This is a genomic window from Rhizobium sp. WW_1, assembly GCF_003610155.1.
GTDB classification, from domain to species: domain Bacteria; phylum Pseudomonadota; class Alphaproteobacteria; order Rhizobiales; family Rhizobiaceae; genus Rhizobium; species Rhizobium tropici_A.
This window is the reverse complement of the sequence record NZ_RAIN01000001.1, coordinates 738,214-752,220: the sequence shown is the minus strand read 5'-3', so window position 1 is coordinate 752,220 and position 14,007 is coordinate 738,214. Positions and strand designations below refer to the sequence as shown.

General features: G+C 59.8%; 16 protein-coding genes. 10 read left to right on the top strand and 6 right to left on the bottom strand.

Annotated features, from left to right (window positions below; all coding sequences use genetic code 11):
• Nucleotides 1-117 precede the first annotated feature (117 nt).
• The 8 genes from BJ928_RS03550 (at nucleotide 118) to BJ928_RS03515 (ending at nucleotide 6,237) form a co-directional block, all read left to right on the top strand.
• Nucleotides 118-1,296 carry a cell wall hydrolase gene (locus tag BJ928_RS03550; RefSeq protein ID WP_047627836.1) on the top strand — a complete coding sequence of 393 codons (1,179 nt, stop codon included), beginning with the start codon at nucleotides 118-120 and terminating at the stop codon, nucleotides 1,294-1,296.
• A gap of 313 nt (nucleotides 1,297-1,609) precedes the next feature.
• Nucleotides 1,610-1,954, top strand: a complete 345-nt coding sequence (locus BJ928_RS03545) for an AtpZ/AtpI family protein (protein WP_047627835.1) — start codon at nucleotides 1,610-1,612, stop codon at nucleotides 1,952-1,954.
• 78 nt (nucleotides 1,955-2,032) lie between these two features.
• Nucleotides 2,033-2,785 carry a F0F1 ATP synthase subunit A gene (locus tag BJ928_RS03540; protein ID WP_047627833.1) on the top strand — a complete coding sequence of 251 codons (753 nt, stop codon included), beginning with the start codon at nucleotides 2,033-2,035 and terminating at the stop codon, nucleotides 2,783-2,785.
• Nucleotides 2,786-2,851: 66 nt separating this feature from the next.
• A complete protein-coding gene (locus BJ928_RS03535) occupies nucleotides 2,852-3,079 on the top strand; it encodes a F0F1 ATP synthase subunit C (RefSeq protein ID WP_047627832.1) in 228 nt (75 codons plus the stop codon).
• 78 nt (nucleotides 3,080-3,157) lie between these two features.
• Nucleotides 3,158-3,751 (top strand): F0F1 ATP synthase subunit B, encoded by a 594-nt coding sequence (locus tag BJ928_RS03530; RefSeq protein WP_047627830.1) that lies wholly within the window; start codon nucleotides 3,158-3,160, stop codon nucleotides 3,749-3,751.
• A 3-nt stretch (nucleotides 3,752-3,754) separates the two neighbouring features.
• Complete coding sequence (locus tag BJ928_RS03525) at nucleotides 3,755-4,246, top strand: F0F1 ATP synthase subunit B (protein ID WP_047627828.1); 492 nt, start codon at nucleotides 3,755-3,757, stop codon at nucleotides 4,244-4,246.
• A gap of 283 nt (nucleotides 4,247-4,529) precedes the next feature.
• Entirely contained in the window at nucleotides 4,530-5,336 is an 807-nt protein-coding gene (locus BJ928_RS03520; RefSeq protein WP_147413887.1) for a hypothetical protein, read from the top strand.
• 136 nt (nucleotides 5,337-5,472) lie between these two features.
• Entirely contained in the window at nucleotides 5,473-6,237 is a 765-nt protein-coding gene (locus BJ928_RS03515; RefSeq protein ID WP_047627825.1) for a phosphotransferase, read from the top strand.
• A gap of 4 nt (nucleotides 6,238-6,241) precedes the next feature.
• On the opposite strand, the gene BJ928_RS03510 is transcribed toward BJ928_RS03515, so the two are convergent.
• Together BJ928_RS03510 and BJ928_RS03505 are read right to left on the bottom strand one after the other, a co-directional pair.
• Complete coding sequence (locus tag BJ928_RS03510; protein ID WP_047628779.1) at nucleotides 6,242-6,901, bottom strand: ribonuclease HII; 660 nt, start codon at nucleotides 6,899-6,901, stop codon at nucleotides 6,242-6,244.
• A gap of 118 nt (nucleotides 6,902-7,019) precedes the next feature.
• Entirely contained in the window at nucleotides 7,020-8,177 is a 1,158-nt protein-coding gene (locus BJ928_RS03505; protein WP_047627823.1) for a PA0069 family radical SAM protein, read from the bottom strand.
• A gap of 241 nt (nucleotides 8,178-8,418) precedes the next feature.
• On the opposite strand from BJ928_RS03505, the gene BJ928_RS03500 reads away from it, so the two are divergent.
• Complete coding sequence (locus tag BJ928_RS03500; protein WP_047627821.1) at nucleotides 8,419-8,937, top strand: glycosyl transferase; 519 nt, start codon at nucleotides 8,419-8,421, stop codon at nucleotides 8,935-8,937.
• Between the two features lie 176 nt (nucleotides 8,938-9,113).
• Entirely contained in the window at nucleotides 9,114-9,428 is a 315-nt protein-coding gene (locus BJ928_RS03495) for a hypothetical protein (protein WP_047627820.1), read from the top strand.
• Between the two features lie 31 nt (nucleotides 9,429-9,459).
• Here BJ928_RS03495 and moaB read toward each other — a convergent pair whose 3' ends face one another.
• The 4 genes from moaB to BJ928_RS03475 form a co-directional block, all read right to left on the bottom strand.
• Complete coding sequence (moaB, locus tag BJ928_RS03490) at nucleotides 9,460-10,014, bottom strand: molybdenum cofactor biosynthesis protein B (protein ID WP_047627819.1); 555 nt, start codon at nucleotides 10,012-10,014, stop codon at nucleotides 9,460-9,462.
• On the bottom strand, nucleotides 10,014-10,928 hold the full coding sequence (locus BJ928_RS03485) for a 4-(cytidine 5'-diphospho)-2-C-methyl-D-erythritol kinase (RefSeq protein ID WP_047627818.1): 915 nt from the start codon (nucleotides 10,926-10,928) through the stop codon (nucleotides 10,014-10,016). The genes moaB and BJ928_RS03485 overlap by 1 nt, the downstream gene beginning before the upstream one ends.
• Nucleotides 10,929-10,936: 8 nt before the next feature.
• Nucleotides 10,937-12,790 carry a tetratricopeptide repeat protein gene (locus BJ928_RS03480; RefSeq protein ID WP_047628778.1) on the bottom strand — a complete coding sequence of 618 codons (1,854 nt, stop codon included), beginning with the start codon at nucleotides 12,788-12,790 and terminating at the stop codon, nucleotides 10,937-10,939.
• 124 nt (nucleotides 12,791-12,914) lie between these two features.
• Nucleotides 12,915-13,931: a polyprenyl synthetase family protein gene (locus BJ928_RS03475; protein ID WP_047627816.1), complete on the bottom strand. Its 1,017-nt coding sequence runs from the start codon at nucleotides 13,929-13,931 to the stop codon at nucleotides 12,915-12,917.
• Nucleotides 13,932-14,007: the final 76 nt, after the last annotated feature.

Here is a 14,007-nt window from a genome sequence, read left to right as displayed (position 1 = left end):
TGCATTCGTTGCTAGCCATTTCAGCCTTAACCACAGAATCGCCCGAATTAACCATCCATCAAGGTTAATGGGAGATTATTCCGGCTCCTGGTTTCGAGTGCCGTTTGGAGTCCGGTATTGTCTCGCTCGCGTTATGTTGGCCGCAAATGGCGGTTCCTGCCACAAAACTGGACCTCGCCGGCCGTCTTCGGGCTTTGCGCCTGGCTGATCTTTCCGTCGAATGCCGCCTATGGCGATCTCGCCGGTCTGCTTGCGGGCATCGACCGGGAAGGGGCCAACTGGCGCATGGTGATGACCAATTCGCCCGCCGGCTCCACCCATCAGGCGGAACTGGCCTTTGGTGATGCCAGGGCATCCGCTGCGATCGGCGACGGCGGTCTGGTGTTGCCGGATGGACGCCGCGTTGCTTTCCAATCCGAACTGAAGGGCAGCGATCCCCGGCCGGACGAAGACCGCGTCAACCGGCAGGACAAGAAGGGCAGGGTGGTGGCGGTCGAGCCGATGCAGCCACCGAAGGATTTTTCAGCGGGTTCGGTGCTGCAGCGCCAAAGCATGCTGCTACGGCCGGAATCGGCGACGGGTGAGCGCACCGCCTTCTTGAAGCCGCAACTCGGCGGCAAGGAAATCCAAATTGCCACCGCCTTCTACAAGAAAGAGCCGCCGAAGCCGGATGATAGCGTGCCGGCCTACCTGGCCAATCTGGTCACCAATCAGAGCGCGGATGTCCTGGCCGCCGCCTATGCGTCGCCGGCGCCGGACTATGCCCGCGTATCGCCCTTCGATTCCATCCTTGCCAAGGATCAGGACGGCGAAGGTCGTTTCGTACCGCAGATCGGACCCAAGGATCATCTCTGGGCGGCCAATGTCCTGCCGCCTTCGGTCTTCTCCTCGGACGAACAGCAATGCCTTGCGACCGGCATCTATTTCGAGGCGCGCGGCGAATCCGTGAAGGGGCAGGCTGCCGTCGCCCAGGTCATTCTCAATCGCGTCCGCAATCCCGCCTATCCCAAGACCATCTGCGGTGTCGTCTATCAGAACGAGGACTGGCAAAACGCCTGCCAGTTCTCCTTTGCCTGCGACAATGTGAAGGAGCGCGTCAATTCGCCCGAACACTGGCGGATCGCCCGTCAGGTCGCCATGGCCGTTACCGCCGGCAAGATCTGGCTGCCGGAAGTCGGCTCCGCCACGCATTATCATGCCGTCTACGTCCGGCCGAAATGGGCGGCCGAAATGGTGAAGGTCGGCCGCATAGGCATGCACATCTTTTATAGGACCTATGGCGGCGGCTGGAGCTGAGACGGCTCGGCCATCGAGCCGGGCGCGACAGGAAAGGCCGCAATCCCCGAGAAAAAAGCCATAAGAAAGCACGGGCTGAAGAGGATTCTTCGGCTCAGTTTTCACCCGGCGCGGCTTTTTTAGGTTAAGCTCATGATTTAATTGGGCTAATTTATGGCTGGACAGATGGCGTCTACGCCTTGACTATGCTTTTTCCTAAAACTATGTTGCGCGCGACTTCAAAACGGGCCGAAAGGTGGCGAAACCTGCTGTTCGTTTACGCGTTGACCGGGGTATAGGGATAACGCGCAACGAAAATGGGGAGGATGCCACCATGACGGATGACCGCGACGAGGGTCTGGAACAGCGGCGAGCGCAGCTGGGAGCCGAATTGGCGAGCAAGCGTGCTGCGGTGAGAGAGGATGAACGCGGGGAGGTTCGCGCCGAGGAAAGCCGTAAGGGCTATGCTCAGGCGATGAAGCTTTCCAGTGAGTTCATAGCCGCTATCATCGTCGGTGCCGTTCTGGGCTATCTGTTCGACCGTTTTGTCGGTACGGCGCCGTGGGGCATGATTATTTTGCTGCTTCTCGGATTCTGTGCTGGCGTGCTGAATGTGCTGCGCTCCGCGGGCAAGGTGTCGACACCGGTGCCGCAAGAGCGTGGGCCTGATAAGAAATGAGCGGAAGCAGCGCTGCGGCACTGTTTCCAGACGAGAGGCATCCGCTCGCTCGAGCGGGAAAATGAAAGAGAACAAGCGGTGGCAAACGATCCTACCCATCAGTTCCTGATCTTTAAGATTATCCCGATCGATGTCGGCGGAATTGATTTTTCGTTCACCAACGCTTCGTTGTTCATGGTTGCCTCCGCCGTGATTTCTGCGGGCTTCCTCTATTTCGCCAGCGCACCGCGCGCCGTGGTTCCGACGCGTTCGCAGTCGGTCGCGGAGATGGCCTATGAGTTCATCGCTTCGATGCTGAAAGAGGGGGCGGGGACGAAGGGAATGAAATTCTTCCCGCTGGTCTTCTCTCTCTTCATGTTCGTCTTGACGGCGAACCTGCTCGGCCTTGTTCCTTACTTCTACACCGTCACCAGCCAGATCATCGTCACCTTCGCACTGGCGCTTCTGGTCATCCTGACGGTCATTATCTACGGTTTCGCCAAGCACGGCTTCGGTTTCTTGAAGCTGTTCGTGCCGCACGGGGTTCCCGGCATTCTTCTGCCGCTGGTGGTGATCATCGAAATCATCTCCTTCCTCTCCCGGCCGATTTCGCTCTCCGTTCGTCTTTTCGCCAACATGCTGGCCGGCCATATCACGCTCAAGGTGTTCGCAGGCTTCGTCGCCTCGCTTGGAGCGCTGGGTGCGATCGGTATCGGTGGCGCCGTTCTTCCTCTCATCATGACCGTCGCTATTACCGGTCTCGAGGTCCTTGTCGCCTTCCTTCAGGCTTACGTCTTTGCGGTACTGACTTGCATGTACCTCAATGACGCAATCCACCCGGGTGGCCACTAAGGATAAAGACATTGGCGTCTAACGGCGTCAGTCATTCACCGCACAACCATTTCAAAGGAGTTCAACATGGACGCGGAAGCAGCAAAGTTCATCGGCGCAGGTTTGGCTTGCTTTGGTATGGCCGGCACGGCTCTCGGCCTCGGCAATATCTTCGGCAACTACCTGTCCGGCGCACTGCGCAACCCGTCGGCTGCTGACAGCCAGTTCGGCCGTCTGGTATTCGGCTTCGCCGTTACGGAAGCTCTGGGCATCTTCTCGCTGCTCGTCGCTCTCCTCCTGCTCTTCGCCGTCTGATATCAGCGGCGTCATAGATCACGGTTCGCGATCGGCGAGCCGTGATTCTTTGTATATGCAGACCACCTGGAGGTGAGCATGTTTGTGACCCCGGCATATGCTGATGAAGCACCGCCGGCCGCCGGAGCGGTGCACACGGAAACGGGTGCGCCGAATGAAGGCCATCACGGCGGCGTATTCCCGCCGTTTGACCATACGACGTATCCGTCACAGCTGCTTTGGCTGGTGATCACCTTTGTCATCTTCTACGTGGCCATGCAGAAGATCGTTATTCCGCGCGTTGGCAGCATTCTGGAAAGCCGGCACGACCGGATCGCCCAGGATATCGAGGAAGCCTCGCGTCTGAAGGCTGAAGCCGACGCTGCCGTCGCCACCTACGAAAGCGAATTGGCCGCTGCGCGTGCCAAGGCGAATTCCATCGGCGCAACAGCCCGCGATGCCGCCAAGGCCAAGGCCGAGGAAGATCGCAAGGCGATCGAGGCAAACCTAGCTGAAAAGCTCAAGGCTGCCGAAGGCCGTATCGCTGAGATCAAGGCGAAAGCCTTTGGCGATGTCGGCGCGATTGCCGAGGAAACGGCCGGTGCCGTCGTCGAGCAGCTGGTCGGCAATGTTGCCGGCAAGGCCGATGTCGCTTCTGCGGTTGCCGCGGCATCCGCCAAGCAGGAGGGATGATCCATGGAGTTCGCTTTTGACAATACGTTCTTCGCGTTTGTCGGCCTTCTCATCTTCATCGGCTTGGTCGTCTATCTGAAGGTTCCGGGCATGATGGCGAAGTCGCTGGACGACCGCGCCGATCAGATCCGCAACGATCTGGCGGAAGCCAAGCGCCTGCGCGAGGAAGCCCAGCATCTGCTGGCCGAATATCAGCGCAAGCGTAAGGAAGCCGAGGCCGAAGCGGCACATATCGTCGCGGCAGCTGAGCGTGAAGCGGAAATGCTGACGACCGAAGCTCGCAAGAAGACCGAGGAATTCGTCGCCAACCGTACGGCTCTCTCCGAGCAGAAGATCAAGCAGGCCGAAGCCGATGCGATGAAGGCGGTTCGTTCCGCTGCCGTCGATCTCGCGATCGCCGCTGCTGAATCCGTGCTTGCGAAGAAGGCCGATGGCAGCGTCCAGTCCGGTCTCTTCAGCGATGCCGTCAAGGAAGTGAAGACGCGGCTGAACTAAGCGCGTGGACAATCGAAATTCAAAAGAGCCCCGCTTCGGCGGGGCTTTTTTGTTTGGTAGATGCAGTGCTTGGTGCGACCCTTGAGATTGATCTGCCCTTTGATCGGCAGAAAACATTTAATATTGCGTAAGGTTAGATGCTGATCTTAGGTCAATGCGCTACCACTAAAAAATCAATAGTATATCAAGGCGCGATTCGGGAAACGACATGGCTAACCTTCCTACAAACAAAGAGACTATCCTGGGGTCGGTTACATTTTCTCTTTCTGGGATTAGGGCACTTATGTCCGATCTTGATGCTATAGTGAAAGAGCAGGCCGAAATTGAAATTGCGCAAGCAGTCAAGACCGATGACCAGACTGATGAGCAATTTGCGGAACGAATGAATGCTGCGAGACGTGATGCTTTTAAAATTCTAGCGACGATTAATTATGCTGATGGCTCATCGTTGCATACCTCCGAGCCAAATGATGTAAAGCTGGACGATGGTGGCCCTCTAATCAAGAGCTTCTTTGTATCTAACTTTACGCCTTACAAGAGCTTCACCGGCGCCGAGCCGGAGCATATGTTTCAATTGCTTTTGGATTTTAGTCAGCCGCCGCTACTGGATGCATCAACGCTAGTGTCAAGCCCCACCTTGAATACGTCAAATCTGACCGTTAGAGGGAGACGGACAGGTTGGCGCACAGCTATAGACGATGCTGTGGAGAAACGTATCAAGAAGCGGCGAGCTATCCGACAAGCGTTTCATTCGGGATTTGTCTATGACTTCGGGCTATTGCTTTTCGGCTTGCCACTTGCCTTCTATGCCTGCTGGTATCTTTCCCAAACTGTTCAAGGGGTATTCGGCGGCACCAATGTTGTGGTCATTTCCGCCGCGTATGTCTACATTGGATTTGTCTCAGTCTGGATTTACAGGATCCTGTTTAGCTATACTAAGTGGGCCTTTCCGCTCGTAGAACTAACTGACCAAGCTACCGGACCAGCGAGGCATCGTGCCATCTGGTGGACGCTTATGGTGTTAATCTTCGGCCGCGTCCTTTGGGCCACATTGGGTCCCTATTTGCCGATAACTCATTGGCTTCCGTGAAATCTAGTGCGAAATAGCACTGTAAAGCGGTTGCCATGGTCATCACATCGGCGCGGCTTCTTTGCTTCTCACTTCGCTTTTCGCTGGTTGATATGGTTACAGCCTGTGGCTAGAAGGTGGTCGGGGGAGGAAGTCGATGGGGCCATCGACAGGCGATGAGCCGTTTCGTCAAGGCAGTCTTATCGTAAGGGCGGTACAGCCGTGGACTGCGGGCGTGCATGCTTTGCTGACCGCCCTGCATCGCCATGGTTTCGATGCTGTTCCGCTTCCGTATGGCTTTGACGAGGTCTGGGAGCGGGTGACCTATCTGCCCGGAGAGACGGGCGATCTCGACGACAGCGCCGAGATGCGCGGCGAAAGGGCATTGCGATCCGCGGCATCGCTGCTGCGCCGCTATCATGATTGCTCCGCCCTGTTCGCAAAGGACTTCGAGGATGGCCACACGTGGCAACTACCGGCCCGGCAGCCCCATGAGGTCATCTGCCATGGCGATTTCGCACCCTACAATGTCGTCCTGAATGATGGCGAAGTGATCGGCATCATTGATTTCGAGGCTGCGCATCCTGGTTCGCGACTGTGGGATCTCGCCTATGCGATCTACCGCTGGGCGCCATTGTCCTCTGGCGTGGTTCCAGAGGGTTTGGACAGGCGCATCGAGCAGATCCGTCGTGCCCGCCTCTTTGCCGACGCCTATGGGCTGCCTGTCGCTGAACGTGCGTCCTTGCCGGATGTCATCGCCGAGCGGCTGGAGGCATTGCTGTCCTTCATGGAGCGTGAGGCCGCGCGGGGTATCGAGAGATATCGCCGCAATCTGCAGGATGGGCACGATCGCATCTACAGGCAAGACATCGCCTATGTCACAGAATGGTCGGCGGAGATCGTCGCGGGGCTGACGGGCTGAGCGTTCAGACGGCTTCTTTGCGCAAGGGGCGGAAACTCATGCGATGCAGTGAGCAGGGACCGTGCTCCTCGATGCCGGCGCGATGCTTCGCCGTGCCATAGCCGGCATGGGCTGCAAAACCATAGGCGGGGAAGACGAGACCGGCCCGCGCCATCATCCGGTCACGTGTGACCTTGGCGACGATTGACGCGGCGGCGATGGAGAAGGAGCGCGCATCGCCCTTGACGACGGCCTTGCCGGGGCAGGCGAGGCCGGTGGGCACATCGAGGCCGTCGGTCAACACGTAGCTTGCCGGCACGGCCAGGCCGCAAATGGCGCGCCGCATGGCGTCAAGGCTGGCCTTGCGGATATCGGTCGTATCGATGCGGGAAGCACTAGACGAAGCGATAGAGACCGTTGCTGTTGCAAGAATCTCGACAAACAGTTCCTCGCGTCTCGCGGCAGTCAATTGCTTGGAATCGTTCAGGCCGTTCGGAATATGCTCGGGGTCGAGAATGACAGCGGCGGCGACGACCGGACCGGCAAGCGGCCCCCTGCCGACTTCATCTGCTCCGGCAACCGGCCAATGCCCGGCGCGGCGCGCAATCAGCTCCAGTTCGAAGGTGGGAACGAGCGGAGCATCTTCGAAGAGCATTGGAGAATCGGGCGGTGCGCGGCGTGGCATGCGGCGAAGCTCGCACACCGCCCGATCTCCTGCAAGCCCCCGGTGGATCATGGCGGCGAACCAAGGGGCTTTTCCAGCGGGTACAGGGAAACCCGCAAGGAAGGTCGCAATCAAATAATCAGAGCAGCGACAGCTGCACGCCGCTACCGTCAGGCGGCAGGAACAGGTCGTCGCGCAACGCAATATTGCGGCGCGTGAGCTCAAGCCGGCGCGTCGCCATTTCGAAGCGACGGCTGATCTGCCAGGCATAGGGACCGGCGCCCTTCATGCGCTTGCCGAACTCCGCATCATAATCCTTGCCGCCGCGCATCGAACGGATCAGCGACATCACGTGACGATAGCGATCCGGATAGTGCTGCAGCAGCCAATCGCGAAACAGCGGGCTCACCTCCAGCGGCAGCCGCAGGATGACATAGCTTGCCTCCTGCGCGCCGGCCGCTTTGCCGGCATCGAGGATGCGCTCGATCTCGTGGTCGTTAAGCGCCGGGATGATCGGAGCCACCATGATCGAGGTGCGGATGCCCGCTTCGTTCAAGGCCTGGATGGCCTCCAGCCGCCGCGGCGGCGTCGCAGCCCGTGGTTCCATCGTGCGCGCGAGCTTGCGGTCGAGCGTCGTCACCGACAGGCTTACCCGCACAAGGTTCTTGGCGGCCATCTCCTTGAGGATGTCGATGTCGCGCATGACCAGCGCCGACTTGGTGACGATGGCGACCGGATGGTTCGCCCGGTTCAATACGTCGAGGATCTGGCGCATGATCCGCCATTCCTTCTCGATCGGCTGATACGGGTCGGTATTGGTGCCGATGGCGATGACCCGCGGCTTGTAGCCGGGTTTTGCCAGCTCGCGTTCCAGAAGCTTGGCGGCGTCCGGCTTGGCAAACAGCTTCGATTCGAAATCCAGACCCGCCGACAGGCCCATATAGGCATGTGTCGGCCGCGCGAAGCAGTAGATGCAGCCATGTTCGCAGCCGCGATAGGGATTGATGGAGCGGTCGAAAGGAATATCGGGAGATTCATTGCGGGTAATGGCCGTGCGTGGCTTTTCCACCTGCACTTCGGTCTTGAAGGGCGGTAGTTCCTCCCAGCTTTGCCAGCCGTCGTCGAAGGCCTCGCGCTGCTGCGGCTCGAAGCGGCCGCTCGGGTTCAATCCGGCGCCGCGTCCACGCCGGCGCTCGACGTCGACCCTGAGGCCTGTATCGGCGATCAAGGCGTTGGCAACGTCTGCCGTATTGGCAGGCGCGAAAGCGACCTGCCCTGCAAGGGACTGCTCGTTCATCGGTAGCTCCAGGGCGGATCATGCCATCGCATTCCGCGTCTAAGATGATTAAATTCCTATCCGACAAATGAGAACATTGCAAGAACAAAATGCGGATTTGCGCCGCACCATGAAGCGTTTTCTCTCCCCTTTTTTCTAGGCCCTGCCAGCACTCCGCTTCCATGCGTGAGCCTTTGCTCAAACAATCGAGCGCAAGGCTTATGCGCTGGCAAAAAATTGTGCGCCGCTCTATAAATGGGCAATGTTGACTGTTATCATCGAATGCCAGGATCACGAACCCGAGCTGGCGCAGACATTGGCGGCATTGGTGGGAGGCGCGGTCGAGGGGCTGGTCAGCGATGTGGTCGTGCTTGACCACGGTTCCAGCGACGGCACATCGAAGGTCGCGGATGCTGCCGGCTGCCGCTTCTATTCACAGTGGGATATCAACGACATATTGCGGTCGGCGAGGGGAGACTGGCTGCTGCTGGTCGAGCCGGGCGCACGCCCGCAGGCCGGCTGGATCGATGAAATCGCCGAATATGTTTCCCTGAACAAGGTCCCGGCGCGCTTCACCGCTTCGCGAGGCTATCGCCGACCCTTCCTGAAGCGGATCGGCCGCAGTATGCCACCGCTCGAACTGGGCCTGCTGCTCTCCAAGCATCAGGCCATCTCCCTTGCGAAGACCGGCATGCGCCTGGCGGAATTTGCTAGGGGTCAGAAAGGCCGGCGGCTTTCAAGCGAGCTCATTCCTTCCTGGGTGGCGCGCGCGGCACGATAGGCACCGTCGCCCGATCCGAGATTCCATTTGAAAAGCTGCAAATAGGTGCGATAATTGTGGCGTGGCGGCACCTTTCGCGTGTCGCGTCGGGCCGACCATAGAGATGCCGATATACGGCGGAACAGGTCAGCGGAACACTCCTTGTCCGCCGGGATACCGGCGAAAGGAGGTGCGTTATGAAACGCACGATGTTCACTGGCTTTATCGCTACAGCCTTCGTGGCAACCGTTATTCTTTATCCCGGCGTCGCCGCTTCCCAGGCGACGCTCGCCTGCGCCCAACGCGTCGATATCGTTGCCTTTCTTGGCGACCATCTTTCGGAAAAGCTTTCCGCCGTCGGCAAGCTCGATCCCAGTACGATCATGGAGATCTACACGGCCGAAAGCGGCAACTGGACGCTCCTGATGAGCGATGCCTCCGGCCATAGCTGCATCATCCTCAGCGGCGACAAATGGGAATCAATTCCCACATTGCCGGGCCCGAAGGCATAACGGACCGGATAGGCCTGAAGGTGTGCTGGATCTATCTGGAGCCGGCGCCGCGCTTCAGGTGCTCGTCGAGGCGCGGCATGATCTCCACGAAATTGCAGGGCATGTGGCGGTAGTCGAGCTGCGCCTTCAAAATGCCGTCCCAGGCATCCTTGCAGGCGCCGGGAGAGCCCGGCAGCACGAAGATGAAGGTGGCGTTGGCCACGCCGCCGGTTGCCCGCGACTGGATGGTCGCGGTGCCGATCTTGTCGTAGGAGATACGGTGAAAGACCTCGGAAAAGCCGTCCATCCGTTTCTCGAACAGTGGCTCCAGCGCTTCGGGCGTGACATCGCGGCCGGTGAAGCCGGTACCGCCGGTGGTGATGACGACGTCTATGGCATCGTCCTTCGTCCAGGCTTCCACCTGCGCGCGGATACGCTCCTTGTCATCGGGCACGATCGCGCGGGCAGCGAGCCTGTGCCCGGCGTCCGCAATGCGGGCAACCAGCGTATCGCCCGATTTGTCGTCGGCAAGCGTACGCGTATCGGAAACGGTCAGCACGGCGATGCCGACGGGAATGAAGGATCTTTCGTTGACTGAACCTGCCATCATGCCTCTCCCGCGATCGTTTCTGTTACCTGAAAATACCAGTCCGGCCTCTGTCTGTGAAACGAAGCTGCGGCTTCCTTCGCCTGTTCGATATCGGCAAAAATGCCGAAGCAGGTCGCGCCGGAGCCGGACATCCGTGTCAGGATCGGAGACTGGCTTTCGATCAGGCCGGAAAGCACCGCAATCTCGTTGCAGATCAAGCGGGCCGGCGGTTCGAGATCATTGCGCAGGTTCCTGATCGTGTCGATCCATTCGCCATATGACCGCGGCATCTGCGATGGAAACAGCAATGGCGGATTGTCCTTGCGCGACAGCTGGCGAAACACGTCGGCCGTCGAGACGCCAACGAGCGGATTGCCGAGAACCATCGGAAAGGAAGGAAAGGCCGGCAGCAGGTCTATCGCCTCGCCGATGCCGCGCGCCACCAGCGGCTGGCTCGCAAGGCACATCGGCACGTCGGCGCCGAGCTTCAGGGCGATCGTCTTGATCGTGTCCGAAGGCAGCGCAATGCGCCATAGCCGCATCAGCCCGCGCAGCGTCGCGGCCGCATCTGCCGATCCGCCGCCGATCCCCGATGCGATTGGCAGATTCTTTTCCAGGTGGATATGCACTGACGGCGCGTCGAAGCCGGCCGCCTGGGCGGTCTGTCGCAAGAGGTCGCGCGCCTTGAGCACGAGATTGTCTCCGGCCTCGGCATCGGCGGAAAGAAGCGGGCCGAAGCGCCCGGAAAGGCTGAACTCGTCATGCTCGCCGGCACGAAAGCCGAGGCGGTCGCCATGGCGCGCGAAACTGACAAGCATGTCGAGCAAGTGATAGCCATCAGCGCGGCGGCCGGTGACATGCAGGGCAAGATTGATCTTTGCGGGCGCTTCTTCGGTAAGGTCGAAATCGCCCGCTGCCAAGATCGCGTTCATCGGAAGTCTTATGACTTCTTGTCGACCGGCGCCGGAGCGTTCGTGTCGGGCGAGGGTGCCGGTGCGGGATCGGGCTGCTTGCTCTTGTCTACGGTCTTCGGGTCGGTGTCGAGCGGCGGCAGGCCCTTTTCGACCTTTTCCTTGATCTTCGGAATGTCGGCCTCTTCCGGCTTAGAAGCGAGCGCCCGGTTCCATTGATAGACGGCTTCGAGCTTGCGGTTGACGCGCCAGTAGGCATCGCCGAGATGGTCGTTGATCGTGGGATCGCCGGCCTTGAGCTGTGCGGCCCGCTCCAGCTCGCTCACGGCATCGTCGAAGCGGTTGAGGCGGAAATAGGCCCAGCCAAGCGAATCGACGATATAGCCGTCATCCGGCCGGAGATCGACGGCCTTCTTGATCATGTCCAGGCCCTGGTCGAGATTCATGTTCATGTCGACCCAGGAATAGCCGAGGTAGTTCAGCACCTGCGGCTGATCCGGATTCAGCTCGAGAGCCTTCTTGAAATTCGGCTCGGCATCCGGCCATTTCTTCAGCCGCTCATAGGCGATGCCGCGCTGGAAGAACACCGCCCAGTCGCTGCGCTTCGGTGCCGGGCCGATGATCTGCACGGCCTTGTCGTAATTGTCTGCCATGGCCTGGAAGTCCTTGGCGTCGGAAAGGACGCTGCCATAGGCGAGATAGCTGCGGACATCGTTGGGATCGGAATCGATCAGTGCCTTCAGGTGCTTGCGCGCATCGTCGACCTTGCCGGCCTGGGCAAGAGCAAGGCCGAGCTGCAGCTCGGAGATGCGGGCCATCGGCGAATTGTCGGGCACCTTCTTGTAGAAGGCGATGGCGCGATCCGTCTGATCCTGCTTCTCGGCAAGCCCGCCGAGCAGAACCAGCGCGTCGGCGGCCTTCGGATCAAGAGAATTGGCGATCTGCAGATAGAGCGAGACGACATCCTCGGCGCCGTCACGGTTCAGCGCTGCGCCGATGGTGAAGAGTACGGCGGCCGCGCCCTGCGTCGCATCGGTCACCTGCTGGTCCGGCGTGTCGCCCTTGGTGATGCTGTCGCGCAGCGCATTGAGCGGTGCATAGTTGCTGACGAGATTGTCGCCGACCGAGATCGCATCCAGAGCCTTCTGCTTGTCGCCGGCCTTGGCTTCGAGGCGCGCGAGCGCCATGACCGCACGCATGAAGGTATCCGGCGCGGTCGCGCCGCCGGTCTTGTCGAGGATCGCGTCGTTGAGGTGAGAGCGTGCCGATTTCAGGTCGCCCAGCGTCAGCGCGATGGCGCCGGCATGATAGTTCTTGAAGATGTTGAACCAGTCCGGCCCCTTCATCTTGTCGATCATCGAGATGGCTTCCTTGCCGCGGCCGGAGCCGGCGCGGGCCCAGGCGGCAAGCAGGTTGGTCATCATCCGGTCGAGATCGTTCGGACCGTTATATTTGAGAATCTCTTGTGCGGTGCGGTATTCGTGGCGGCGGATGGCGTCCATGCCGCGTACGATGGTGGTGACGCGCTCGACCGAAGGGTCGCTCTTCAACTCGTTGGCGTATTTGACGCCTTCTTCCAGATTGCCGTTCAGCAGCAGCGAGATCATCAGCCGCTGGCGAATTTCCGGATTGCTGGGGTCGATCATCAGCGCCTTCTTGTAGAGCGCGATGGCGGTGTCGTAATCGTGGTCGACATCGGCTGTACGGGCAGCGAGGAACGCGCCCGAGAAGGTATCGACGCTATCCGGATCGAACGTGACCGGGGCATTGGCCTCCGGCGCTGCCGGCTTATCCTCTGCGCGTGCGCCAGTCAGGGCGGACACCGAAAGGACCGCCGCCAAGGCTACGCCCGAGAGGAAACGGATGGCAAGTCTCTGCCGCATTAGAAAGCCTTTCATCGAGGGAATGGCCGGCGAAGTCGCCGGCGGCATAACGCATTCGTGTCAACTGATTCACAACAGGATGGCTTTTTTGAAGCGGCCCTGCAACAAATTCGGGTCGCCGCTATCAATTAACGCGTTCGATGCAGAAATCGATCACTTCGAGAAGTGCCGATTTCCAGGGCGTTTCCGGCAATGGCGCGAGAGCGTCGCGCGCTATGGTGCCGTAATGCACGGCACGGGCAATTGTGTCGGCCAGCGCGCCATATTTGGTGATCAGACCAAGCGCCTTTTCGAGATTCTCGTCGCTATTGTTGCCGGTTTCGATCGCGTCGCGCCAGAAGGCGCGTTCCTTCTCGGTGCCGCGGCGATAGGCGAGGATCACCGGAAGCGTGATCTTGCCTTCGCGGAAATCATCGCCGACATTCTTGCCGAGATCCGTAGCCTTGCCGCCGTAGTCAAGCGCGTCGTCGACGAGCTGGAAGGCGAGCCCGAGATTGGTGCCGTAGGACTTCAGCGCGTTGCGCTCGGCCTTGCCGGCATTGGCGACGATTGGACCGACTTCGGCCGCGGCGGCGAAGAGCGCTGCCGTCTTGGCGCGGATGACAGAGAGATAATCGTCTTCGGTCGTTTCCATGTTCTTGGAAACCGAAAGCTGCAGCACTTCGCCCTCGGCGATGACGCAGGCGGCGGAAGACAAGACGTCAAGCGCTTCGAGCGAGCCGACTTCCACCATCATGCGGAAGGCCTGGCCGAGCAGGAAGTCGCCGACGAGAACGCTTGCCTGGTTGCCCCAGATCATGCGGGCGGTGGACCGGCCGCGGCGGAGGTCGCTTTCGTCGACCACGTCGTCATGCAGCAGGGTCGCCGTGTGCAGGAATTCGACCGAGGTCGCGAGCTTGATGTGGTTGTCGCCCTGATAATTGTAGAGCGCTGCTGACGCGATGGTCAGCATCGGCCGCAAACGCTTGCCGCCCGAGGAGATGAGATGCTCGGCGACCTCTGGGATCATCTGCACATCGGAGCCGGCTTTCGACAGGATGAGCTGATTGACGCGTTCCATGTCCGCCTTGGTCAGATCCACCAGTGGCTTGATGGATGCCAGTTTATTCTTGCTTTCTTCCAGCGGTATCACGACGCCCAACGATCCGGACTCCTGTTCATTTTCTGCAAAGCACAATAAGAAGGGGCGAAAGAGGCGGCAAGAGGCGAATTGTCTC

What these genes read in the sequence shown, in the direction of transcription:
- BJ928_RS03545 (WP_047627835.1), top strand. Translation starts at nt 1,610, where the DNA reads ATGACGGATGACCGCGACGAGGGTCTGGAACAGCGGCGAGCGCAGCTG.
- BJ928_RS03535 (WP_047627832.1), top strand. Translation starts at nt 2,852, where the DNA reads ATGGACGCGGAAGCAGCAAAGTTCATCGGCGCAGGTTTGGCTTGCTTT.
- BJ928_RS03530 (WP_047627830.1), top strand. Translation starts at nt 3,158, where the DNA reads ATGTTTGTGACCCCGGCATATGCTGATGAAGCACCGCCGGCCGCCGGA.
- BJ928_RS03525 (WP_047627828.1), top strand. Translation starts at nt 3,755, where the DNA reads ATGGAGTTCGCTTTTGACAATACGTTCTTCGCGTTTGTCGGCCTTCTC.
- BJ928_RS03520 (WP_147413887.1), top strand. Translation starts at nt 4,530, where the DNA reads ATGTCCGATCTTGATGCTATAGTGAAAGAGCAGGCCGAAATTGAAATT.
- BJ928_RS03515 (WP_047627825.1), top strand. Translation starts at nt 5,473, where the DNA reads ATGGGGCCATCGACAGGCGATGAGCCGTTTCGTCAAGGCAGTCTTATC.
- BJ928_RS03510 (WP_047628779.1), bottom strand. Translation starts at nt 6,901, where the DNA reads ATGCCACGCCGCGCACCGCCCGATTCTCCAATGCTCTTCGAAGATGCT.
- BJ928_RS03505 (WP_047627823.1), bottom strand. Translation starts at nt 8,177, where the DNA reads ATGAACGAGCAGTCCCTTGCAGGGCAGGTCGCTTTCGCGCCTGCCAAT.
- BJ928_RS03500 (WP_047627821.1), top strand. Translation starts at nt 8,419, where the DNA reads ATGTTGACTGTTATCATCGAATGCCAGGATCACGAACCCGAGCTGGCG.
- BJ928_RS03495 (WP_047627820.1), top strand. Translation starts at nt 9,114, where the DNA reads ATGAAACGCACGATGTTCACTGGCTTTATCGCTACAGCCTTCGTGGCA.
- moaB (WP_047627819.1), bottom strand. Translation starts at nt 10,014, where the DNA reads ATGGCAGGTTCAGTCAACGAAAGATCCTTCATTCCCGTCGGCATCGCC.
- BJ928_RS03485 (WP_047627818.1), bottom strand. Translation starts at nt 10,928, where the DNA reads ATGAACGCGATCTTGGCAGCGGGCGATTTCGACCTTACCGAAGAAGCG.
- BJ928_RS03480 (WP_047628778.1), bottom strand. Translation starts at nt 12,790, where the DNA reads ATGCGGCAGAGACTTGCCATCCGTTTCCTCTCGGGCGTAGCCTTGGCG.